The organism is Enterobacter sp. HK169 (genome assembly GCF_001719105.1).
GTDB classification, from domain to species: domain Bacteria; phylum Pseudomonadota; class Gammaproteobacteria; order Enterobacterales; family Enterobacteriaceae; genus Enterobacter; species Enterobacter asburiae_B.
In genome coordinates this window covers 3,272,470-3,294,889 of record NZ_CP017087.1, presented here as the reverse complement: position 1 = coordinate 3,294,889, position 22,420 = coordinate 3,272,470, and the positions used below count along the sequence as shown (strand labels likewise).

Annotated in this window: 24 protein-coding genes; 11 read left to right on the top strand and 13 right to left on the bottom strand. The window is 54.8% G+C overall.

The window, feature by feature from the left end; genetic code table 11:
- Positions 1-4 precede the first annotated feature (4 nt).
- On the bottom strand, positions 5-694 hold the full coding sequence (locus tag EnteroDNA1_RS15630) for an LrgB family protein (RefSeq protein ID WP_023310063.1): 690 nt from the start codon (positions 692-694) through the stop codon (positions 5-7).
- Positions 687-1,097 carry a CidA/LrgA family protein gene (locus EnteroDNA1_RS15625; protein ID WP_021242769.1) on the bottom strand — a complete coding sequence of 137 codons (411 nt, stop codon included), beginning with the start codon at positions 1,095-1,097 and terminating at the stop codon, positions 687-689. The genes EnteroDNA1_RS15630 and EnteroDNA1_RS15625 overlap by 8 nt, the downstream gene beginning before the upstream one ends.
- Positions 1,098-1,199: 102 nt before the next feature.
- On the opposite strand from EnteroDNA1_RS15625, the gene EnteroDNA1_RS15620 reads away from it, so the two are divergent.
- Positions 1,200-2,087, top strand: coding sequence for a LysR family transcriptional regulator (locus EnteroDNA1_RS15620; RefSeq protein WP_023310061.1), 888 nt, complete (start codon positions 1,200-1,202; stop codon positions 2,085-2,087).
- 508 nt (positions 2,088-2,595) lie between these two features.
- On the opposite strand, the gene EnteroDNA1_RS15615 is transcribed toward EnteroDNA1_RS15620, so the two are convergent.
- From EnteroDNA1_RS15615 to soxR, 4 genes are all read right to left on the bottom strand, one after another.
- Positions 2,596-4,242 carry a Na+/H+ antiporter gene (locus EnteroDNA1_RS15615; RefSeq protein ID WP_033144417.1) on the bottom strand — a complete coding sequence of 549 codons (1,647 nt, stop codon included), beginning with the start codon at positions 4,240-4,242 and terminating at the stop codon, positions 2,596-2,598.
- 150 nt (positions 4,243-4,392) lie between these two features.
- Positions 4,393-5,742, bottom strand: a complete 1,350-nt coding sequence (gene ghxP / locus EnteroDNA1_RS15610; protein ID WP_023310059.1) for a guanine/hypoxanthine transporter GhxP — start codon at positions 5,740-5,742, stop codon at positions 4,393-4,395.
- A 294-nt stretch (positions 5,743-6,036) separates the two neighbouring features.
- Positions 6,037-6,708 (bottom strand): glutathione S-transferase family protein, encoded by a 672-nt coding sequence (locus EnteroDNA1_RS15605; RefSeq protein WP_069303531.1) that lies wholly within the window; start codon positions 6,706-6,708, stop codon positions 6,037-6,039.
- A 293-nt stretch (positions 6,709-7,001) separates the two neighbouring features.
- Positions 7,002-7,460, bottom strand: a complete 459-nt coding sequence (gene soxR / locus EnteroDNA1_RS15600) for a redox-sensitive transcriptional activator SoxR (protein WP_023331806.1) — start codon at positions 7,458-7,460, stop codon at positions 7,002-7,004.
- 98 nt (positions 7,461-7,558) lie between these two features.
- Here soxR and soxS point away from each other — a divergent pair, with 98 nt between their 5' ends.
- The gene (gene soxS / locus EnteroDNA1_RS15595) at positions 7,559-7,885 is read left to right on the top strand and encodes a superoxide response transcriptional regulator SoxS (RefSeq protein WP_013095071.1); all 327 of its coding nucleotides are present in this window, start codon (positions 7,559-7,561) and stop codon (positions 7,883-7,885) included.
- A gap of 6 nt (positions 7,886-7,891) precedes the next feature.
- Here soxS and EnteroDNA1_RS15590 read toward each other — a convergent pair whose 3' ends face one another.
- On the bottom strand, positions 7,892-9,457 hold the full coding sequence (locus EnteroDNA1_RS15590; protein ID WP_029740210.1) for an EAL domain-containing protein: 1,566 nt from the start codon (positions 9,455-9,457) through the stop codon (positions 7,892-7,894).
- A gap of 645 nt (positions 9,458-10,102) precedes the next feature.
- Here EnteroDNA1_RS15590 and EnteroDNA1_RS15585 point away from each other — a divergent pair.
- The gene (locus EnteroDNA1_RS15585) at positions 10,103-10,384 is read left to right on the top strand and encodes a YjcB family protein (RefSeq protein ID WP_008503385.1); all 282 of its coding nucleotides are present in this window, start codon (positions 10,103-10,105) and stop codon (positions 10,382-10,384) included.
- Positions 10,385-10,446: 62 nt separating this feature from the next.
- Here EnteroDNA1_RS15585 and ssb1 read toward each other — a convergent pair whose 3' ends face one another.
- Positions 10,447-10,977 carry a single-stranded DNA-binding protein SSB1 gene (ssb1, locus tag EnteroDNA1_RS15580; RefSeq protein WP_029740211.1) on the bottom strand — a complete coding sequence of 177 codons (531 nt, stop codon included), beginning with the start codon at positions 10,975-10,977 and terminating at the stop codon, positions 10,447-10,449.
- 251 nt (positions 10,978-11,228) lie between these two features.
- Here ssb1 and uvrA point away from each other — a divergent pair, with 251 nt between their 5' ends.
- Positions 11,229-14,051: an excinuclease ABC subunit UvrA gene (gene uvrA / locus EnteroDNA1_RS15575; protein WP_029740212.1), complete on the top strand. Its 2,823-nt coding sequence runs from the start codon at positions 11,229-11,231 to the stop codon at positions 14,049-14,051.
- Between the two features lie 3 nt (positions 14,052-14,054).
- On the opposite strand, the gene EnteroDNA1_RS15570 is transcribed toward uvrA, so the two are convergent.
- The 4 genes from EnteroDNA1_RS15570 to tyrB all read right to left on the bottom strand — a co-directional run bounded on the left by EnteroDNA1_RS15570 (position 14,055) and on the right by tyrB (position 17,117).
- Entirely contained in the window at positions 14,055-14,408 is a 354-nt protein-coding gene (locus EnteroDNA1_RS15570; RefSeq protein ID WP_023310053.1) for an MmcQ/YjbR family DNA-binding protein, read from the bottom strand.
- A 2-nt stretch (positions 14,409-14,410) separates the two neighbouring features.
- A complete protein-coding gene (locus EnteroDNA1_RS15565; RefSeq protein WP_024906721.1) occupies positions 14,411-14,827 on the bottom strand; it encodes a secondary thiamine-phosphate synthase enzyme YjbQ in 417 nt (138 codons plus the stop codon).
- A 113-nt stretch (positions 14,828-14,940) separates the two neighbouring features.
- Entirely contained in the window at positions 14,941-15,654 is a 714-nt protein-coding gene (gene aphA / locus EnteroDNA1_RS15560) for an acid phosphatase AphA (protein WP_032662578.1), read from the bottom strand.
- 269 nt (positions 15,655-15,923) lie between these two features.
- The gene (gene tyrB / locus EnteroDNA1_RS15555) at positions 15,924-17,117 is read right to left on the bottom strand and encodes an aromatic amino acid transaminase (RefSeq protein WP_069303530.1); all 1,194 of its coding nucleotides are present in this window, start codon (positions 17,115-17,117) and stop codon (positions 15,924-15,926) included.
- A gap of 206 nt (positions 17,118-17,323) precedes the next feature.
- Here tyrB and EnteroDNA1_RS15550 point away from each other — a divergent pair, with 206 nt between their 5' ends.
- The 6 genes from EnteroDNA1_RS15550 (at position 17,324) to EnteroDNA1_RS15525 (ending at position 20,273) form a co-directional block, all read left to right on the top strand.
- Positions 17,324-17,881 (top strand): DUF2589 domain-containing protein, encoded by a 558-nt coding sequence (locus EnteroDNA1_RS15550; RefSeq protein WP_023334176.1) that lies wholly within the window; start codon positions 17,324-17,326, stop codon positions 17,879-17,881.
- 75 nt (positions 17,882-17,956) lie between these two features.
- The gene (locus tag EnteroDNA1_RS15545; protein WP_033144414.1) at positions 17,957-18,559 is read left to right on the top strand and encodes a DUF2589 domain-containing protein; all 603 of its coding nucleotides are present in this window, start codon (positions 17,957-17,959) and stop codon (positions 18,557-18,559) included.
- Positions 18,559-19,008: a lysozyme gene (locus EnteroDNA1_RS15540; RefSeq protein ID WP_048976345.1), complete on the top strand. Its 450-nt coding sequence runs from the start codon at positions 18,559-18,561 to the stop codon at positions 19,006-19,008. Before EnteroDNA1_RS15545 ends, EnteroDNA1_RS15540 begins: the two co-directional genes overlap by 1 nt.
- A gap of 18 nt (positions 19,009-19,026) precedes the next feature.
- Entirely contained in the window at positions 19,027-19,509 is a 483-nt protein-coding gene (locus EnteroDNA1_RS15535) for a ribonuclease domain-containing protein (RefSeq protein WP_083239555.1), read from the top strand.
- A gap of 65 nt (positions 19,510-19,574) precedes the next feature.
- Positions 19,575-19,982, top strand: a complete 408-nt coding sequence (locus tag EnteroDNA1_RS15530; RefSeq protein WP_033144411.1) for a hypothetical protein — start codon at positions 19,575-19,577, stop codon at positions 19,980-19,982.
- Positions 19,983-20,273, top strand: coding sequence for a hypothetical protein (locus EnteroDNA1_RS15525; RefSeq protein WP_032662594.1), 291 nt, complete (start codon positions 19,983-19,985; stop codon positions 20,271-20,273). It begins immediately after the preceding gene.
- An 85-nt stretch (positions 20,274-20,358) separates the two neighbouring features.
- Here EnteroDNA1_RS15525 and EnteroDNA1_RS15520 read toward each other — a convergent pair whose 3' ends face one another.
- Positions 20,359-20,952, bottom strand: a complete 594-nt coding sequence (locus EnteroDNA1_RS15520) for a response regulator transcription factor (RefSeq protein WP_223862650.1) — start codon at positions 20,950-20,952, stop codon at positions 20,359-20,361.
- Between the two features lie 317 nt (positions 20,953-21,269).
- On the opposite strand from EnteroDNA1_RS15520, the gene EnteroDNA1_RS15515 reads away from it, so the two are divergent.
- Positions 21,270-22,400, top strand: a complete 1,131-nt coding sequence (locus tag EnteroDNA1_RS15515; protein WP_069303529.1) for a hypothetical protein — start codon at positions 21,270-21,272, stop codon at positions 22,398-22,400.
- Positions 22,401-22,420 lie beyond the last annotated feature (20 nt).

Sequence of the window (22,420 nt, the reverse complement as noted above, 5' to 3'; positions counted from 1 at the left end):
GAGCTTAAAACATCACCCACGCCACCAGCGGCGCAATCAGCACCATCACTACGCCTGAGAGCATCATTACCAGGCTTGCGACAACGCCCTCCTGCTGCCCCAGCTCATACGAACGTGCCGTGCCCGCCCCGTGCGACGCCGCGCCAAACCCCGCGCCTTTCGCCATCCCTTCCCGGATCGACAAGCGCAGGAACAACATATCGCCGACCGCCATACCGAACACACCCGTCACGACAACAAACAGCGCCACCAGATCCGGCTGCCCGCCGAGCGGTTTAGCGGCCGCCAGCGCAAACGGCGTGGTTACCGAACGCACCGCCAGGCTGCGCTGAATTTCATCGGGCAGCGTAAACAGCCGCGCCAGCCAGACGGAGCTGCACACCGCGACCACCGTGGCGGTGATCACGCCCGCGCTGAGCGACATCCAGTGGCGTTTGATAATCGCCAGGTTGTCGTAAACGGGGACGGCAAAAGCGATGGTCGCCGGGCCGAGCAGCCACAGCAGCCAGTGGGATTCGCCAATGTAGTTTTGCCAGGAGATGTGGCCGAAGACCAGCATCAGCACCAGCAGGATCGGCGTGAAGACCAGCGGCATCAGCGGCAGGGCGTGAAAGCGGCGATACAGCCGCTTGTTGGCAAAGTAGATCGCCAGCGTCGCAATCAGGCACAGGACGCTGATCTGAAAATTAGTCATGTTTGTGCCTGCTGATTTCAAAGCGATACACTTTATCCACCACCCAGGCGGTTGCGCCCAGCACCATCAGCGTACTCAGCGCGATAACCGCAAAGATTCGCCAGCCGTCCACCATCAGCAGCTGCGCATAGTTCACCACCGCCACCACCGCCGGAACAAAGAACAGCAGCATCTCCGCCAGCAGCCAGCGCGCCCCGGCGCGCACCCAGTTAAGGGGGATCACGCGGCACAGAATAAGCGTCAGCATCAGCAGCATCCCGACAAGATTGGCGGGCAGCGGCAGATGCAGCCAGCCGACAAGATATTCCGCGAAAACAAACAGTCCCGCGTAGAGCAGTACCTGCACCGGGACCTGGAGTCGTTGCACAACGGCAGGCGTAACACGGCTTAACGCCACGGCCATGGGGGTTTTCCTCAAAAATGAGACGAGGCGCCAGTATAGAGAGCGCACGGTATGGACTGAAATGAATTAAAATCATCAAAGGTATAGTTTCGAGGAATAATCATGGACATAAGAACGCTGCGCTATTTTGTCGAAGTGGTTCGTCAGCAAAGTTTTACCCGCGCAGCGGAGAAGTTGTTTGTTACCCAGCCCACCATCAGCAAGATGCTGAAAAACCTCGAAGATGAACTGAACTGTACCCTGCTGATCCGCGACGGGCGCAAGCTGTTGCTGACCGACACCGGACGCGTGGTATTCGAACGCGGGCTGGCGATTCTGGCGGAGTTTCGCCAGCTGGAAGCAGAGCTGGGCGATATCAATCATCTGAAGAAAGGTGTGCTTCGCCTCGGCATTCCGCCCATGGTGGGGATGATGATGGCCGGGCCGATTAGCCTGTTTCGCCAGCGTTATCCCGGCGTTGAGCTGAAGATTTCGGAGTTTGGTGGGTTAACCGTCCAGCAGGCCGTCACCAACGGCGAGCTCGACGTGGCAATGACCGCCCTCCCCGTTGAGGAAGAGAGCGGTCTGGCGACGCTTCCGCTCTTTAGCCACCCGCTGTGCGTGCTGGTTCCCCGCTCCGGCGACTGGCTGAAGTTGGACTCGGTGAGACCTGAACTGCTCGGCGAGCACCCTCTGCTGATCTACAACGAAGACTTCGCCCTCAGCCGCCAGCTAATGACGCTGTTTAACCAGCATAACGTCAAGCCGCGCATAGCGGTGCGCAGCGGACAGTGGGATTTCCTGGCGGCGATGGTGCAGGCCGGCGTGGGGATTGCCATCCTGCCGCAGCCTATCTGCGAGCGTCTGGATAAAAACACGCTGCGCTGGATCCCGCTGGAGAGCGACCTGCACTGGCAGCTGGGGATGATCTGGCGCGAAGGGGTGTATTTATCGCAGAGCGCGCAGGCGTGGCTGCAGTGTTGTGAGGGGTTTTGGGTGCCCTCACCCTAACCCTCTCCCACAGGGCTGAGGAATCCCCAGTAATTTTTTGCCTGAAGCGATGAACACTTCTTCTGCAAAATTAATGGCTTACAGCGACGCCCTGGTCCGGCTGTAAATCGCCGAAGCGTTTCCGTAAGGCCGGGGCGAGGCGCAGGGATGCGCCGAGAGGGCGTGGCCTGCAGGGATGCAGGCTCATGCCCGACCCGATAGCCTGAAGGAATAAGCTGAGGGCACCGCGAAGCGGCGATTTACCGCCGGGAGCCCGGGTCGCCAGGGTGGTGGCGATTGAGCCACCCTGGCACGTTCACCGGTCATGTCGTTACAGAGTAGCAAGGAACATAAAGTGAACGGAATGACCTCCACAGCCGTATGTTCCCCCTCACCCCAGCCCTCTCCCTCAAGGGAGAGGGGGTCGTCCGTGCAGGCATTATTTTGTGGGAAACCCTCAGCCCACAAGGAGAGGGAACCGATCGAGCACGCAGGCCCGGTAAGCGCAGCGCCACCGGGCAAAAGCGCGCTACTGATTCTCTATCAACAGCGCTTCCAGCAGGTCCAGATCGTGCAGCAGCTTTTGCAGCGTTTCGTTGCTGATCTGGCGCGTGGCGCGCAGATGGTACAGCTCGGCGCGCTCTGAGCGCAGCGCCGCCAGGCGGAACCGACGCTCCAGGTTTTCCTCCTGCAGCGAGCTTTCCACGTCGTTACGCCCGTCCGCGCGGCGGCGCAGGTTACCAATCACGCGGGAACTGACTTCCGTCAGCAGCTGATTGTCGATGTTCTCTTCCGCATCCGCGGCCAGACGCTCTTCCATTTTCTGAATCGCGACAATTGCCACTTCGGCGGTAGCCGCCCGGGCAATACGCTCCTCTTTATGCTGCTGGGTCGAATCACCGGCATCAATATGCTGGAGTAAAATCGGCAGCATAATCACGCCGACAAACAGGGAGAACAGAATCACGCCCGCCGCCAGGAAGACCAGCTCGTAGCGCGCCGGGAAGACGTCGCCCGTGGGCAGCAGCAGCGGAATGGAGAGCACACCGGCAAGGGTGATCGCCCCGCGTACGCCCGCAAAAGAGGCGATCAGCAGCTCACGCGTTGTCCACGAGCCGAACTCCATCGGCTTTTTCTTCAGGAAACGTACGCTGAAGTTTTTCATCGTCCACAGCCAGCCGAAACGCACCAGCATCAGCGCCATGTAGATCAGCACGATGTCGGTAAACAGCATCCAGACCTCAACGTTCGGATCGGCTTCCGCCGCCACCAGCGAGGATTCCATAATGCCCGGCAGCTGCAGGCCCAACAGCAGGAACACCATGCCGTTAAAGACAAATTCCAGCATGGCCCAGGTGCTGTTGGCACGCAGGCGCATGGCCAGCGGCGCGCGACGCATTACGCCGGAACGGGTGATGGTCATCCCTGCCGCAACCGCAGCCAGAATGCCCGACACGCCGATATGTTCGGCAATCAGATAAGAGGCAAACGGCAGCAGGAACAGCAGTACGATCTGCGTTGCGGGTTCATCGCCGCCCCAGCGGCTGAGGAAGCGCAATGAGCGGCCGTACAGCCAGCTCACCACGAAGCCCGCCAGAATACCGCCAATCGCCACCTTGAAGAATTCCAGGGTTGCGCCGCCGATGGTAAAGACCATCGTGCCCATCGCAACGGCCACGGCAAACTTCAGGGCGACCAGGCCGGAGGCGTCGTTCATCAGCGCCTCACCCTGTAAAATCCCCATGATTTTCTTCGGAATACGGCCTTCACCCACAATGCCGGACAACGCCACGGCATCGGTTGGCGACAGCACGGCGGCCAGCGCAAAAGCCGGTATTAATGGAATACCCGGTACCGCCCAGTAGATCAGAAAACCAATCCCGACGACGGTGACCACCACCAGCGCCAGCGCCAGGCCGAAGATCTCGCGCCCGTGCTCAAGGAATTCGCGGGTGGGCGTTTTCCAGCCATCGGCAAACAGCAGCGGCGGAATAAACAGCACGAGGAACAGTTCGGGGTCAAATTCCACGTGTAGGCCAAACGTCGGCCACGCCAGCAGCGCGCCGATGGCAATTTGCATTAATGGCAGGGGGACCTGAAAGGGCAGTACGCGTGTAACCACCCCGGATAGCGAGACCACAAGGGTCATGATGAGTATTGTGAAGAAGATTTCCATGCGTTCCCTGTTTGCTGTGTTGCTTATGTACTCCGGAAGGCGTCGTGCCTTTTATTCTATCTTCTCCAGAGTAACGCAAAAGGCAACAGGATGAGTCCTGAAAATAAAAACGGGCGGCCTGAGCCACCCGTTTTCGCATCAATGGACAACTTAGATTGCCCAGCCGCCCGCGTAGAACGCTACCAGCGCAACGGCGATAATCACGGTGCCGACGTTCAGCTTGCGCCATTCACCGGAGACCAGACGACCAATCACCAGCGACGCGAAGCCGATCATAATGCCGGTCACGATGTTACAGGTCAGGACGATGAAGACCGCGGTAATCAGGCCAGACATCGCGTCAACGAAATCCGCAAAGTCGATTTTCGCCACGTTGCTCAGCATCAGCAGGCCAACGTACATCAGCGCTGGCGCGGTCGCATACGCCGGAACCAGATAGGAGAGCGGAGAGAGGAACAGGATCAGCATGAACAGCACGCCGACGGTGATCGCCGTCAGGCCGGTTTTACCGCCTGCCGCCGTACCCGCTGCGGACTCGATGTAGACCGCCGCAGGCGCCGCGCCCACCAGGCCAGAGAAGACGCTGCTCAGGGAGTCAGTGGTCAGCGCTTTGCCGCCGTCAATAATCTGACCGTCTTTATCCAGCAGGTTCGCCTGACCGGCCACCGCACGAATGGTACCGGTCGCGTCAAACACGGCGGTCATGACCAGCGCCAGCACGCTTGGCAGGATCACCGGGTTCAGCGCGCCAACGATATCCAGGCTGCCAATCAGGGAGTTGCCTTTGTCATCGCTCAGCGACGGCATGGCGAAGATACCGGAGAAGTGTACGGTTGGATCGAAAATCAGGCCGACAATAGAAACGCCGATAATGGTCAGCAGAATGCCGCCAGGCACCTTCAGTTTTTCCAGACCGATAATCACCGCCAGACCGATCAGCGACATGATCACCGGGAAGCTGGCGAAGTGGCCCAGCGCTACAGGCAGACCGTCCAGCGGGTTCTTAATGACCAGACCGACGCCGTTGGCGGCGATCAGCAACAGGAACAGGCCGATACCGATGCCGGTACCGTGCGCCACGCCCTGCGGCAGGTTGCGCAAAATCCAGCTACGGATGCCGGTCGCTGAAATCACGGTAAACAGCACACCCATCAGGAACACGGCACCCAGCGCAACCGGTACGCTGATGTGCTGACCCAGCACCAGGCTAAACGCGGTAAACGCGGTCAAAGAAATGGCGCAACCAATCGCCAGCGGCAGGTTCGCCCACAGACCCATCACGATGGAGCCCACGCCGGCCACAAGACAGGTCGCCACAAAGACAGCCGCTGGCGGGAAGCCTGCTTTGCCCAGCATGCCCGGCACAACGATGACGGAATAAACCATCGCCAGAAACGTTGTCAAACCGGCAACAATTTCCTGGCGCACGGTGCTGCCGCGGGCCGAAATTTTAAACATGGCGTCAAGTGAACCGCCAGTACGCGCAGATGGCGTAGACATAGAAAACATCCCCTGAGAGTTTTTTAGGAAGTCCGTAAGCGAGGTGGAGACGCCACTGCCAGCTGAACGTCAAATCCTTGTGTTGCGTTTGTGACGAAAGGGCGTCACAAAAAAAGCAAACGTTTAGCTCCGCGCTTACAAACGGGTGGTCAAATTAAGGCAAACGATTATCTAGCGTAATCCCCGCCCTTTTCAACTGAACTTTATCGTTTTTCGCTAAAATTCCCTTATGACGCTGAAGAAATAAACAGAGGATGCGCAAACGTTATCGTCTATGCGCAATTTGTTTACATTTCAGTCCTCGCCCGGGATAGATAATGGGCCCCCCTGTTCCAGGGTTCTTTGCCAGCCTGGGGTGTTCTCAACTTTTGTCTTCCACGCCAGAATATGCGGCAGATTAGCGATACCGCCTCGCGCCAGCAGGGCAAAGATCGGGAAGCTCATCTGGATATCGGCCATGCTGAGCGAATCCCCGGCAAACCAGCTGTTTTCGGCAAGATGTGACTCAATAAAGCGCGCATGGGTCTCCAGCTGACGGTTGAGATACGCTTTCTGCACCCCCTGCCCCAGCGCTTTGCCCAGGGTTCTGATACCAAAAGGCACCGGCGGCTTGCCGAGGCTGTTGAAGACCAGCTTCATTAACAGCAGCGGCATCAGCGATCCTTCGGCGTAATGCAGCCAGAAGCGGTATTGCACCTTATGCGCCGGATCTAAAGGCTTAAGGCGTGACTCGGGATCGTACGTTTCCTGCAGGTACTCCAGGATGGCGCCCGACTCCGCAAGGATCAGTCCGTTATCTTCGATAACCGGCGATTTGCCCAACGGATGCACCTTTTTAAGAGCCTCCGGCGCCAGCATATTCTTTTCGCGCTGGTAGTGGACGATCTCATAAGGCAGGCCGAGTTCTTCCAGCGCCCAGATCGCGCGGTGCGAGCGCGACTGGTTAAGGTGGTGTACCGTGAGCATGGTTTTCTCCTGTTATTCATACTTTTTAACTATAGAAAATTGAACAACACCGCGAAAAAAATTCGTCTAAAAAACGGTCGGTGAGGCTGGCGAAAAAACGGGTCTTGCATAGAATTAAAGTGTCAGCACAATCCGGAACCTCCCCAACCAGCTCGACACTGAGGGGTGCTGATGTCGGGGGAAACCCTCCCGTGAACCAGCGGGATAGAGTGAAAGACAAAGACCGGGAAAAACTAAAGCGCCCTTATGTGGCGCTTTAGTTCTTTATTATGCTTTTTGCCGGCCGCACAATCTCAATCCTCTTCCAGCAGCCGCGCCCCCGTCCCCTGCTCGCCCAGCCTGTCGCCGGGGTTACGCAACGGACAATCGCTACGCGACAGGCAGCCGCAGCCGATGCAGCCATCCAGCTCGTCACGCAGCGCGACCAGCGTATGAATACGCCTGTCCAGCTCTTCACGCCACTGGGACGACAGCTCTTTCCACTCTTTCGGGCTAAGCGTATGCCCTTCCGGCAGCACGCCAAACGCCTCGCCGATCGTGGCCAGGGGAATTCCGATTCGTTGCGCAATTTTGATAATCGCCACGTAGCGGAGCACGTCGCGGGTATAGCGACGCTGGTTGCCCCCGTTGCGGATGCTTTTAATTAACCCTTTGCTTTCATAGAAGTGGAGCGCGGATACCGCAACGCCACTTCGCTTCGCCACTTCACCGGGGGTTAACAGCGCTTTAATGCGCGGCAATCTCTTTTCCATAAAACCTCTTTACCTCAAGTTAACTTGAGGAATTATACTCGCCCGCAGAGAAAACGACGAATTAACCGAGATAGTTGTATCTACAGAGGGGCAACCTTATGTCGCATCAGCAGATTATTCAGACGCTTATTGAATGGATTGATGAACATATCGACCAACCGTTGAACATTGATGTGGTCGCTAAAAAGTCGGGCTATTCGAAATGGTATTTACAGAGAATGTTCCGCACGGTCATGCATCAAACGCTGGGCGAGTACATTCGCCAGCGCAGACTGCTGCTGGCGGCGCAGGCGCTACGCTCAACGCAGCGGCCCATTTTTGATATCGCGATGGACCTTGGCTATGTGTCGCAACAAACCTTTTCCCGCGTGTTTCGCCGCGAGTTTGACCGCACGCCGAGCGACTATCGCCACCAGTTGAATTAATCACCCTCAGTGCAAAGGTTGCTGCTGCCAGGTCATAAATTCCTGGGGCGGCATCGCTTTCGCGAAGTGCCATCCCTGACAAAACTGGACGCCGCGCTTCAACAGCCAGCTTACCTGCTCTGCCGTCTCTACCCCTTCCGCAATGGTTTTCAGCCGCAGGCTTTGCGCCATCTCGATAATATGCTCGGCGATCAGGTGGCTGGTACTGTTGGTCGTTAAGGTATCGATAAACGATTTATCGATTTTCAGAATATCCACGTTCAGCGAGTAGAGGTTGTGCAGGTTCGAGTAGCCGGTACCGAAATCATCGATCGCGACTTCATAACCCGCCTGACGGAAAGCCTGAATCACCGGCGTGGTTTTTGGCACATCGATAAAACCGCGTTCCGTCACTTCTATTTTGATTTGCTGCGCACGGACGGCGTAGTGGCGGGCCTTGTCGGAAATCATGGCGATCAGCCGCGAGGAGTGGAAATCCGTGGCCGACAGGTTAATCGAAATATAGAGATGCGGATGCTCGGCCAGGAAATGGCCCAGATCGTTGAACACCTCCTCAACGACATAGTCCGTAATCCGCTCGCTCATTCCCTCATTTTCCGCCAGCGGGATAAACTCAGCCGGGCTCATCACCTGCCCGTTAAAGCCAGGCCAGCGTAACAGCGCCTCCGCGCCCACACACTGATTATTCTTAATATCAATAATCGGCTGATAGTGGACGCAAAGCTGTCGTTTGTTCAGCGCCCGGTGCAGTAAGCGCCCCGGCGAATTAAGCTCACGATGGGTACGCGACCATACCAGCAAAATAATAATGCTGCAGATCATGCCCAGCGGCAGCGTCAACGTCGCCTGGTGATAAAGCGTTTCATAAAAGCGTTTATTCGATGTCGACACAATGGCCGCAATCGGTCTTTTGGGAGATGTTACGATCGTATAAAAGCGGTTATCTTTTTGAAATACCGATTCCTTATCCCGAATCATCGAATTTAATAAAGAAACATTGGCTTTCTGGCTGACGGAAAAGAAAGCATTGGTTACCGTGTCGTACACACCCCAGGAGAGAGAATGATCCGCGGACATGACTTCGCTGTATGAAAGCGGATTGACGACCACCACATAATTTCCGCGCTGCATATATGTCATTTTATAGCCAGTATAAAATGGGGTATCGCGATAATAATAGATAGCGACGTCAGGTTTGCGCGTGTAATTAGCGACAGGAATGGCGTAGGGGTGATCCGGTGTAAAAACGGTCGAACAAAGAAAATTCTGACCTTCAGCGTAAATTAAATCGGCGACAAACAGGCGGCCACGAACAACGTTCAGCATATATTGACGGTGTCCCGGCGTGCAAAGCTCGCCCTGATATTTTACCGCCTCGTCCCTGGCCAGCTCAACCTGTTGAATAACCAGCTCTGTTTTGTCTAAAGCCAGTTCAGCAAATGTGCGTAGCTGGGCGCTTGTTTCAGACACGGCACGCAGTTGGGCAAACCATAGCGCAAGCATCACCGGCAGCATAACTACCATGATGATCCCTACCACCCTGAGCATTTTGCGCCGCGCGCTACGATTCATTTCCCGCCCTATATCCCTGCATGTTGTACGCCTGTAGTACTTAAGGCCGGATGCTTTGTTAAACAGGTGATTACGTTGCATGAATCATGCGAAGTTAGCAACTGACTTTTAGTATTAAAAATCTTAAATTTCGTTATGCCGATAATATTTTCCCGTAAGTTAAACTGTAAGTATTCGTTCCGTTTCAATTAAGGAAAATAATTATCCAGCCCGTCAGGCAGACGGGAAGATAACACAACAGACAATCGTTGATTAAGCCAAACGTCTGACAGCATGAAAAAAGTACAACTTCATCATGACGTTTTATGCTATTTGCTCTGGGGTATTGTGTCCGTTGATTTATAAATAGTCAGCCTTCACCACAATATTTTCAGGATTGGGTGAGAATAACGCCCCTCTTATAAAAACTGAATTTGCGCTATCCCCACTTGCCCGAAGCGCGTTTTCGGCACGCTGTGGCTCCGCCTCCTCGTGCGCCGAAGGCAGGACCAGCCCGCGCAATCGCCTTTTCTGAGGAATAAAATCCTCTTTTTTGATCGTTCAGATGCTGGCGAATAAATCAACAAATGTGATATAGTTCACACATATTTTGTAACGAGAAACACCGTTTCATTCAGTTCGTCTGTTTTATAGAGGATGGGTTTTATGGCAACCATTACTACCAGCATGGTTCTCCTGCGCTGGCCTTTGTTGAGTGCGGTACTGATGTTTTTAGCCAGCACGCTGAACATTCAGTTTCGTAAATCTGACTATGCGGGCCTTGCTGTCATCAGCACCCTGCTGGGGCTGGGTGCGGCCTGCTGGTTTGCAACGGGTCTGCTTGGCATCACCCTGCTGGATATCGCTGCCGTCTGGGAAAACATTAAAGTGGTGATGGTTGAGGCGATGAGCCATACGCCGCCAGACTGGCCGATGGTGATTACCTGATCCCTTCCGGAATAAAAAAACCCAGACGCTAGTCTGGGTTTTTTGTTTTCAGCACGCGGAAATCAGAACGGAATGTCGTCGTCGAAATCCATTGGCGGTTCGTTAGACGGCGCCGGAGCAGACTGCTGCTGCGGACGAGACTGTGCGCCGCCGCTGAACTGGTTGCCGCCCTGCGGCTGCTGAGGCTGACCCCAACCGCCCTGCTGCTGGCTCTGACCGCCACCTGCCGGTGCACCACCGCCCTGACGGCCACCCAGCATCTGCATGGTGCCGCCCACGTTGACCACGACTTCTGTGGTGTACTTCTCAGCGCCGGCCTGATCGGTCCATTTGCGGGTACGCAGCTGGCCTTCGATATAGACCTGAGAACCTTTACGCAGATACTCACCGGCCACTTCGGCCAGTTTGCCAAACAGCACTACGCGGTGCCATTCGGTCTGCTCTTTCATCTCACCGGTCGCTTTATCACGCCAGGATTCGGAAGTAGCCAGCGTAATGTTGGCAACTGCGCCACCACTCGGCATGTAGCGTACTTCCGGGTCCTGGCCCAGATTACCGACGAGAATCACCTTGTTTACGCCTCTGCTGGCCATGTTCGTGTCTCCTGAATACGTTTCTTAATAGTGTAAACGCGCGAGTGTACCATTTCCACGCGGCAATTTGCATAGTTGCGTAGTCGGTTCAGAAATCTCTCGCGGACTCGACATTGTTACACAGCCAATCAGAAAATGCATTCCAATACTGTATATTCAAACAGGTCAAATTGTGTCATAATTAGCCGTTTCTGACAGCCGTTTGTCCTTCAAACAAATCAGGCAATGCGTGTTCCAACCGGGAAAGGTGAATGGATAAGATCGAAGTTCGGGGCGCCCGCACCCACAATCTCAAGAATATCAACCTCATAATCCCTCGCGACAAACTCATTGTCGTGACCGGGCTTTCGGGGTCTGGCAAATCCTCACTGGCTTTCGACACTTTGTATGCCGAAGGACAGCGTCGTTACGTTGAATCGCTCTCTGCGTACGCGCGTCAGTTCCTGTCGCTGATGGAAAAACCGGATGTCGACCACATTGAAGGGTTGTCCCCTGCTATCTCTATCGAGCAGAAGTCCACCTCGCATAACCCGCGTTCAACGGTCGGTACCATTACCGAAATTCATGACTATCTGCGTCTGCTGTATGCTCGCGTGGGCGAGCCGCGCTGCCCGGACCACGACGTCCCGCTGGCGGCCCAGACCGTAAGCCAGATGGTGGATAACGTGCTGTCGCAGCCGGAAGGCAAACGCCTGATGCTGCTGGCGCCGATCATTAAAGAGCGAAAAGGCGAACACACCAAAACGCTGGAAAACCTGGCAAGCCAGGGCTATATCCGCGCCCGTATCGACGGCGAGGTGTGTGACCTGTCCGACCCGCCAAAGCTGGAGCTGCAGAAGAAGCACACCATCGAAGTGGTGATTGACCGCTTTAAGGTGCGCGACGATCTCGCCACGCGTCTGGCGGAATCTTTTGAAACGGCGCTGGAACTCTCTGGCGGCACGGCCGTGGTCTCCGACATGGACGACCCAAAAGCGGAAGAGCTGCTCTTCTCCGCCAACTTCGCCTGCCCGATTTGCGGCTACAGCATGCGCGAGCTCGAGCCGCGCCTGTTCTCATTCAACAACCCGGCGGGCGCGTGCCCGACGTGTGACGGCCTGGGCGTGCAGCAGTATTTCGACCCGGACCGCGTGATCCAGAACCCGGAGCTGTCGCTGGCGGGCGGGGCCATTCGCGGCTGGGACAAGCGTAACTTCTACTACTTCCAGATGCTGAAATCGCTGGCGGAGCACTACAAGTTCGACGTCGAAGCGCCGTGGGCGAGCCTGAGCCCGAACGTACACAAAGTGATCCTGTTCGGTTCCGGCAAAGAGAACATCGAGTTCAAGTATATGAACGATCGCGGCGATACCTCCGTGCGTCGCCACCCGTTCGAAGGGGTGCTGCACAACATGGAGCGCCGATACAAAGAGACCGAATCCAGCGCGGTACGCGAGGAGCTGGCGAAATTCATCAGCAACCGCTCCTGCGCCACCTGTGAAGGCACGCGTCTGCGTCGCGAAGCGCGCCATGTGTTTGTGGAAAACACCGCGCTGCCGACCATCTCAGACATGAGCATCGGCCATGCGATGGACTTCTTCAACAATCTGAAGCTCTCCGGCCAGCGCGCGAAAATCGCCGAAAAAGTGCTGAAAGAGATTGGCGATCGCCTGAAATTCCTGGTGAACGTCGGCCTGAACTACCTGACGCTTTCCCGCTCGGCAGAAACGCTCTCCGGCGGTGAAGCCCAGCGTATCCGTCTGGCGAGCCAGATTGGCGCGGGCTTAGTCGGCGTGATGTATGTGCTGGATGAGCCGTCCATCGGCCTGCACCAGCGCGACAACGAGCGTCTGCTCGGGACGCTGGTTCACCTGCGCAACCTCGGCAACACGGTAATTGTGGTCGAGCACGATGAAGATGCGATCCGCGCGGCCGACCACGTCATCGACATTGGCCCAGGCGCTGGCGTGCACGGCGGCCAGGTGGTCGCGGAGGGAACGCTGAAGGACATCATGGCGGTACCCGAATCGCTGACCGGCCAGTTCATGAGCGGCAAGCGCAAGATTGAAGTGCCAAAACAGCGCGTAGCGGCAGATCCGGAAAAAGTGCTGAAGCTGACCGGCGCGCGCGGCAACAACCTGAAAGACGTCACCCTGACGCTGCCGGTTGGCCTGTTTACCTGCATCACCGGCGTGTCCGGTTCCGGTAAATCGACGCTGATCAACGATACGCTGTTCCCGATTGCGCAGACGGCGCTGAACGGCGCGACGCTGGCCGAGCCTGCGCCGTACCGCGATATCCAGGGTCTGGAGCATTTCGATAAAGTTATCGACATTGACCAGAGCCCGATTGGCCGTACCCCGCGCTCTAACCCGGCAACCTATACCGGCGTCTTCACGCCCGTACGTGAACTCTTTGCCGGTGTGCCGGAAGCGCGCTCCCGCGGCTATACGCCAGGACGTTTCAGCTTTAACGTTCGCGGTGGCCGCTGCGAAGCGTGCCAGGGCGACGGCGTGATCAAGGTTGAGATGCACTTCCTGCCGGATATCTACGTGCCGTGCGACCAGTGCAAAGGGAAACGCTATAACCGCGAAACGCTGGAGATTAAGTACAAGGGCAAGACCATCCACGAAGTGCTGGACATGACCATCGAAGAGGCGCGCGAGTTCTTTGACGCCGTCCCTGCGCTGGCGCGTAAGCTGCAGACTCTGATGGACGTCGGCCTGACCTACATTCGTCTGGGGCAGTCGGCCACCACGCTGTCCGGCGGTGAAGCGCAGCGCGTGAAGCTGGCGCGTGAGCTGTCAAAACGCGGCACCGGTCAGACGCTCTACATTCTGGACGAGCCGACCACCGGCCTGCACTTTGCCGATATCCAGCAGCTGCTCGAGGTTCTGCATCAGCTCAGAGACCAGGGCAACACCATCGTGGTCATCGAACATAACCTGGACGTGATTAAAACCGCGGACTGGATTGTCGATCTCGGCCCGGAAGGCGGCAGCGGCGGCGGTGAAATTCTCGTCTCCGGTACGCCAGAGACCGTTGCAGAGTGCGAAGCCTCGCACACCGCGCGCTTCCTTAAACCGTTGCTGTAATTGTCACACGGAGAGTTGCTGTCGGGTGGTTTCCGGCAGCAGCTCAACCGCCTGCTGATAGGACGCGTCCACCAGGTAGTAAATCTGCGAGCCAGGAATCGATCCATCCAGATAGACGGTGCTCCAGTGCGCCTTATTGAGGTGCTTGCTCGGCCTCACGTCATCATGCTGCTGGCGTAGCAAATCCGCCAGTTCAGGGCTGGTTTTCAGCGACGCCGCCGGGCGGCCTTCCACCTCTTTCACCATCGCAAACAGGACATCTCCCACTTTAATCTGCGTGGCTTTCCAGTCGCTATGAACGCTCTGCTCCGCGCCGGGCTTGCTCATGCAGTACTGAAGTATCTCCGAAATTGTCATCTTTATTCCCCTTGTAGCGTGGCGATAATTTTACGCGAACCACCGTGAATGCGATGCTCTCCCAGCCAGATCCCCTGCCACGTTCCCAACAGCAGCCGCCCGTTGTGAACCGGCAGCATCAACGATACGCCCAGCAGGGAGGATTTAATATGCGAAGGCATATCGTCCGCCCCCTCATAGTCATGCTCGTAAGGCGCGTTGTCCGGGACACTCTTCAGAAAATGGTGCTCCATGTCGGACCGGACGGTGGGATCGCAATTTTCATTAAGCGTGAGAGAGGCGGACGTGTGCTGAAGCAGCAGATGCAGCAAACCCGTTCTGACGCGCGACAGATCGCGGAGTTGCCCGATGACTTCATCCGTCACCAGGTGAAATCCGCGTGGTTTAGCGCTTAAGGTCAGGGTCTGTTGGTACCACATGTGCTGCTCCGTGATGAAAGATGAATCTTTCTAAGTGTGCAGCAAGAAGACGAAAGGTAAAACCCGCAGCAGCGAGATTTGATTAAAAAAGAGTCAAACCCGCTGCCGGATACTTAATACTCCGAGTTGACGATTACCTCTTCGCCAAACTTTCCGGCCATCGGCAGCGGTCGATAGGTCGAGTTAGAGGCGCGCAATACCCTGATCCCTCGGGCCCCCACGTCATGTGCGGCGGTGATGTCGTTATCCGAATCGCCGTAGAATACTTTGATATTTTTCTTTTCCAGCCACTGGGTTTTGGTGTTTTGCCCCTCTTTGTCACCGGCAAAAATGACCGGATTCATGCTGGTCGCCGGGATCTGGAAATCATCTTGCAGCGTTTTAGAGACGGTTTCGGTTTTGGTCTGGCTGCGGCCAGTGACAAAGTAAATGCTGTCACCGCGCTTCACGTGCATAGCAATAAGCGCACGGGCAACTTCTTTCGGGATGCTGAATTCGTCCCAGCCGTTATTCATTTTTTCCCAGAATTCCGGGTTCTTCAGATACGCTTCGCTGTCGGGTGAATACGTTTTCTTCCCGCGCCAGAAGCCGGGGCTTGAGAACAGCACGGTATCGTCAATGTCAAAGCCCACGGCCATTGGCGCGCGGCCGATCAGGCTGTTTTCGATTTGGGCCACGGAAACCCAGTGAATGGGCGCCTGCTCGGCGAGAATGGCGGCGGTGGTGCCGGTGTAAAGCGGCGTCGGGGCAGAAGCTCGCGCGACGACGGCGCTGTTAAGCGAGAACAATAAGCAGGCGGCGCTGAGCGCCAGTGTGATCTTGCGCATATTTTCCCCTGAATATTCAGTTTGTTATCGTTTTAATTTGAGCGGATGGTCAAAAAACTATCCGACCATAACCCCAGCGGGAGGTGAAGGGAAGGAGTTTTTGCTTATGAAGCGGAATAAAAAGAAGACGATCACAAAGCGTGGAAGAGGCGTGTAGGCTCGGTAAGCGAAGCACCACCGGGCAATGATTGGCACCGGCGCAAACAAAAAAAGCCGGGTGGCGGCTGCGCCTTACCCGGCCTACATATAGCATGCAAGTAAGTGAATACTTACATTACAGCAGCAAACGCCTGCGCCACGCGATGAACGTTGCTGGCATTCAGGCCCGCCACGCACATACGGCCGCTGGCGATCAGGTAGACGCCGAACTCTTCCCGCAGGCGATCGACCTGCGCCGCGCTCAGACCGGTATAGCTGAACATCCCGCGCTGCTTGAGCAGATAGTCGAAGTTATGTCCCGGCACGGCCTCTTTCAGCACGTTAACCAGCTCCTGACGCATGGCCAGGATGCGCTTACGCATCGCTTCCACTTCGGCAAGCCAGGACGCTTTCAGCTGTTCGTCACCGAGAACCGTCGCCACCACCTGCGCACCAAAGTTTGGCGGGCTGGAGTAAATGCGGCGCACCGTCGCCTTCAGCTGGCCCAGGACGCGACCCGCCGCTTCGGCGTCTTCACAGACCACGGACAGACCGCCAACGCGTTCACCGTAAAGGGAGAAGATTTTAGAGAAGGAGTTGCTGACCAGAGCAGGCAGCCCGGCGCTGGCCACGGCGCGGATGGCGTAAGCATCTTCTTCCATGCCCGCGCCAAAGCCCTGGTAGGCGATGTCGAGGAACGGAATCAGGTCGCGGGCCTTCAGTACCTCAATCACCGCATCCCATTGGGCGTTGGTGAGATCCGCCCCGGTCGGGTTATGGCAGCATGGGTGCAGCAGCACAATACTGCGCGCCGGCAGGGTGTTCAGTTTTTCCAGCAGCGCTTCAACGCGCACGCCGTTCGTTTCGCTGTCGAACCACGGATAGGTCGCCACGTTGAAACCTGCGCCCTCGAAGATCGCAACGTGGTTTTCCCACGTCGGGTCACTGACCCACACGCCTGAATCCGGGAAGTATTTTTTCAGGAAGTCTGCTCCCACTTTCAGCGCACCCGAGCCGCCCAGCGTCTGGATGGTCGCCACGCGTTTTTGCGCGAGCACCGCGTGATCGGCACCGAATAACAGCGGAGCGATGGTGTTGCGGTAGGCGTTTAACCCTTCCATCGGCAGATAAAGAGAAGCACCGTGTGGAACAGCGTTCAGACGCGCTTCGGCTTCGGCAACGGCTTTTAATTGAGGAATGATGCCATCCTCGTTGTAATACAGACCGATGCTGAGGTTCACTTTGTCGCTGCGAGGATCTTCTTTGAAACGCTCCATTAAGGAGAGGATAGGGTCGCCGGCATAGGCGTCAACTTTCTGAAACACGCGATGGTTCTCCGGAATTCGATGAGGCAGGGATTTCAACAATAAACTGGAATATCACTCAACACCACCCCTTAAGATTATCCTGCGATCGGCATAGGTTTTTTGCGTCCTCTCGCCATGACATTTACCCAATATTTTCCCCTTCTCGCTTTCCGTAATGTGGCTCCTGCGCAACCGCGCATTCACTGATTCAAGGAGTTCACATCATGGATTCACAATTTATTGGTTCAGTTATTAACGCCCTGCCGCTGGAACATATGATCGGCGGTCCGCTGCAGGCGATGATCAAAGCACAGGTCCAGGCGAGCAAGGCCTATACCGACTTCCTGCTCTCCGTCTGTATTAAAGACGGCAAAGCTGTCGCGATCGAGTTCGATTACGACGAAACCGTGGTAGACGAACAGGGGGTCAATAAAGGCAGCGTGACCCGCAAGATGAGTATTCCGCTCCTGGCGGCGGTCACCCACCCCATCATCTGTATCGAGGACGGTACCATCGACTTTGAGCTGGAAGTGAGCCAGAGCGAAGCCAGTTCCAGCAGCACCGAAGCGGAGGCCTCCGTGGAAGCGTCCGTCGGCTGGGGCGTTTTCAAAGCGAAAATGACCGGCAAGGTTTCCCATAAATCGGAGCAGACCCGTTCGACCGATACACGCGCGAAATATTCCATTCATACCCAGATTAAACGCCAGGAGCCACCTGAAGCTCTGCAGCGCGTGATTGATTACCTGACCAACGCCAAAACCAAGCCTGTCGCCGCGCAATAATCTTCCACGCCGCGACATACGTGCGATTCCGTAACGCAGGGGCTACCCGGGTAGCCCTTTTTCCAGGAGCGAAATATGTCTTTTAAAAAATGGCTGCGCGGCGGCAAGGATGAGGAGCCGGAAAACAGGGCGGGCAAAGAGGATGAAGGCACGCCACCGGTACAGGAAAACACGCCTCCAGCGCCTCCAGCCGATATTCCCGGCGTGCCGATCTCGCTTGAAGATATTACGCGCGGGATGCAGTACGCGGCCACTGCGGCCAACGAACTGATTGCTCAGCAGTATATGAAGGCATTGGATCCCTTTTTCGAACCCGCAGAAGACGGTTCGTTAATTCCACGCACGGTACAGCTGGCGCTGGATGAAAAGCATTACTTTGACCTGCCCTTGGTCGCGCTTTCGACACCGCGCGGGCTGATGCTGGAAAAGATGAAGGTCAACCTGACGATCCGCACGGAAGGCATGCAGGCGCCTTCCCGCCAGTCCGGTGAAAACGAATTTGGCCGCTTTCACGTCAGCCTTTCGCCTTCCAGCGATAACAAAGGCGGGCGTGACAGCCGCCACGTCGATGTAGAGATGCAATTTACCGCACTTGAGCCACCGGAAAGCGTCATGCGTTTGATTGACGAATACACCAACAAGGTGATTCCCCGCCCGAAAGCAGAGGAGACTCCGTAATGCAAAAACAACCAGAACGTACAGGTGACAGGGGCATTCAGCTTATTTGCCAGTTTGAAGGGCTGAGGCTGGAGCGTTATCGCGATGCCGTAGGTTTATGGACCATCGGCTACGGCCATTTGATCCTCAAAGAGGAGATGGAAAAGCTCACCAAAATTACCACCGGTGAAGCCAAAGATCTGCTGCGCAAAGATCTGAAACGCACCGAGGACGGCGTGAAAAAACTGCTGAACAACGCTTCGACGCAGAACCAATTCGACGCGCTGGTTTCGTTCGCCTTCAACCTTGGCGTGGGCAATTTAAAGAAATCCACGCTGCTCAAAAAATTCAACGCAGGCGATATCCAGGGCGCCGCACTGCAGTTCAAAAGCTGGAATAAGGCAGGCGGTAAGGTTTTGACCGGGCTTACCCGACGCCGCGAGGCGGAAATGAAGCTATTTCTTAGTTAATTCAACAGGAAAATTACAATGAAACCACTTTACATAGTGAAAATGGCCGTACTGTCTGTTTCGTTATTCAACGTGTTACAGGCAACCGCCGCCATGCCAACCTGCGAAGAGGAAATAAAGGAAGCCAACACCTTTTTATCTTCTCAGGGTATGGTGCCCGTCAATAACGTGACCGATCTGGCGACAACGCTTCGTCATATAAAAAATTTTGGGCGCCTGCCCGACCGCTATATTACCTCGGATGAGGCCAAACGCCTCGGCTGGTCGGGAAGTGAAAGCGAATCGCTTTGGGGTCTTAAACCCACCAATCAAAAATGGATCGGTGGCGATAAATACAGCGATCGCGCTCTTCCTTCCAGTCAGCCCTGGCTTAGCGCGGATGTCGATGTCGTGAAGGGGTATCGCTCTCCCAAGCGTCTGATTTACAGCCTGTCAGGGCAGCAGCGCTTTATTACGACCGATAAGTATCAGCATATTGTTGAGCTGGATCCCTGCCAATAATAAGCGCCCGTTACGATAATAAGTCCCCTTTTCCGAGGGGACTTATCCTTGCAGAGGATGAACATATGTCTGACATCTATCTCCCGACCCTCATCAGTGAAGCCTTGCTGGCTTTTTCAGGTTTATTTGGCGGCGTCAGTATCTCGTTTTTCTGGCAACCGCAGCGATTGCACCAGCACAGCCGATTTATGGCAGGCATTATTTTTGGTGGAATCAGCATGGGCGCGGCCGTCGCATTAGGTGGATTAGCAGCCCGCTGGTTAAAGATAGACCTTAATCAGGCCGATATCACGCTTGGTTTAGGGTATATCCTCGGGGCAATGAGTAATGGCCTGATCGTCTGGCTGGCAAACTTTTTTCGCCGGCATGAGCAGCGCGATATTTTTGATGTTGCAAGCGTCATTAAAAGTAAAGTCAGACATGAGTCACTTTCTCCGCCAGATTTAACCCACAACAAGCCCGATGGAGAATAAATGCTTAACATAATGAATGGCTGGGTGCTTCCCTTTATTATCTTCGTCGACCTGATAACATCGCTGCTGATTTTGTTTGCCGCCTATAGCCGAAGAGTCCATGCCCTGCCGGTAATGTGTAAAATCGGCTTAGCCGCCCTCGCCTTTGGTTTTTTTGGTGAGAGCAGCTTAAACATGAAATTTATTCTTACCGGTGCTGATATACTGAGTGACAGCTTTCCATTCTGGCTATTGCAGGACTTCGGAACGCTGGTGGTGGTGATATATTATTTCAAATCTCAGTACCGTTAAAAAAACAAAGCGCAACAGAGGTCTGTCTGTTGCGCTTTTCTTTTAACGCATTTTGACTGCAGCCTTTCGCTTTGCTGAAAAGCGGCTAATTAGACATATATTTAAAATAGAGCATTGCGGCCTGCGTCCGATTGTTGACCTGTAGTCGGTGAAAGATGGATTCCAGATGCACTTTGACCGTACCTGCGCTGATATTCAATTGCCGGCTGATCTGCTTATTTGTTCCCCCATTCGCCAGCAGCTTAAGAACCTCCTTCTGCCGACGACTCAGGGAGTAGATTGGCAAACCGCCAGTGGGTTGTTCTCGCTGGACCACGGCTTGCTCCGGAAAACAGACCACCCCCGAGGAAACCATGCAAAGTATCTGGCTGATTTTCTCGGCGGGGAGATCCTTGGTAAAAATGCCCTTAATGCTTTGGCGGATGTAGAAGTTGAATATCTTATCCGTCGTTTTTCGTAACATCACCACGATCGGTAGCTCAGGCCAGTTTGTCATCAAATTAGTGATAAAATCACGGCACTTCATTTCACCATCCAGCAAAATAATGCTGACCGGCATAGAGGTTAAAATTGCGTGTGCATCTTCAAAGTTGTTCGCTGCAAAAACAGTGCATTCCGGCATGACGCGTTCCAGCTCTGTTTTCATACCGTGAATGAAGATCGGTAATTCATCGATCATTAATATATTCATCGTAGCATAACCCCGTGTGAAATCTATTTTCTTAGGTTATTCAACCAACTTATTCCGAAATTAAGTATGCGTGCTATTACAAAACTGTAAAAACAGCATTCGGCATAAGGCAAATGTCATATATCCAAAGCAAAAAGTTAAGCAGTACTAAACATTAAACATAGCCATGTTTAATTAAGAACGATCTTATCGTTATTAAAAACAGCCTGGGCTCAATAGCATATTCCCAGAAATATTGCTGGCACTTATTATTTTACTGCACGCGTGCCATCCACCTACATATTAATATTTCAATGAGGTCATTTATGACAATACTAACAGTGTATTTCTGTGGTACTGGATCTAATAAATTTGATGAGTCTCATGCTAATTACTGGAACGGCGAGCTCATCTCTTCTCTGGCAGCCAATAACAAGGGTAAAGAGTTCGCCGAATGGGTCATTCTTGATGGTCCGGGGAGCGGCAATCTACAAAGCGATGAGCTTTGGGTCAAAAGCGGAGAATATTCTCAGCTTCGCGCCCAGCTTCTGGGCAGCGGCTGGAATGAGAATGTTCAGCATGCGATCAATATTATCAAAGGACACGTTGACTGGCAGCGTGAGAAGCTCACAAAAGAAAACTATGAGCAGCTTAAAAAGGCGGGCGTACCGATTCAGGACGTTGAGGTTACCGGCTCATTTTGGTGGCGCAAATATGACTATGGCGATCGTAAAGTGACCCAGCAGGCGCTGCAGCAGCAAATCATCAAAACCTTCCGCCAGGGTCAGATCCTGCCCACTCAGGTGAACCTTGTTGGGTGGAGCCGGGGCGGAATTAGCTGCCATATGCTTGCCAATGCAATGCTTGCCGATCCCCTTTTAACGACGATTCCGGTGAATATTTTTGCGGTCGATCCGGTTCCGGGCATGGGTAATTTCCAGGCGGACAAAGTCACTCTGGGCAGCAACGTGAAGGAGTATGTGGCTTTCTATGCCAGACATGAGCGATCAAAAGGTTTCTCGTGCGTCATTCCGCAGACCGATAGCGCGACAAAAGTCCATATTTATCCCATGTCTGGTCGCCACGCTACGCTGGTAGGGAATGCTTCGGCCAATGGGAATATCGGGGAAAAAGTGGTCCATGAGCCCGGCACGATCGTGCGTCATTTTGCAGAAGTTTGCTTGCAAAGATGGGGCGTCACGCTGGATAAAAAGCTCAATCTGGATGGAGTGCAGCTGCTGGAATTGCATCAGGCCATTCAGCGTAACGCTCCGCTATTCGCCGAGATGCAGAAAACGGTGTACACCATTTCGGAAAACGATGGGGGGGAGCGTTATGTCTCGTTGGGCAGCACCGGAAAACGGTTCTCGTCCATCCAGGGTTCGCGCTTCAGTCCGGAGTCAGGGCTCGCGTCGGATTATTTGACTAATCAGGCGATCTATAACGTGTTGAAATAAGCGTTACGCGTCCAACGGCA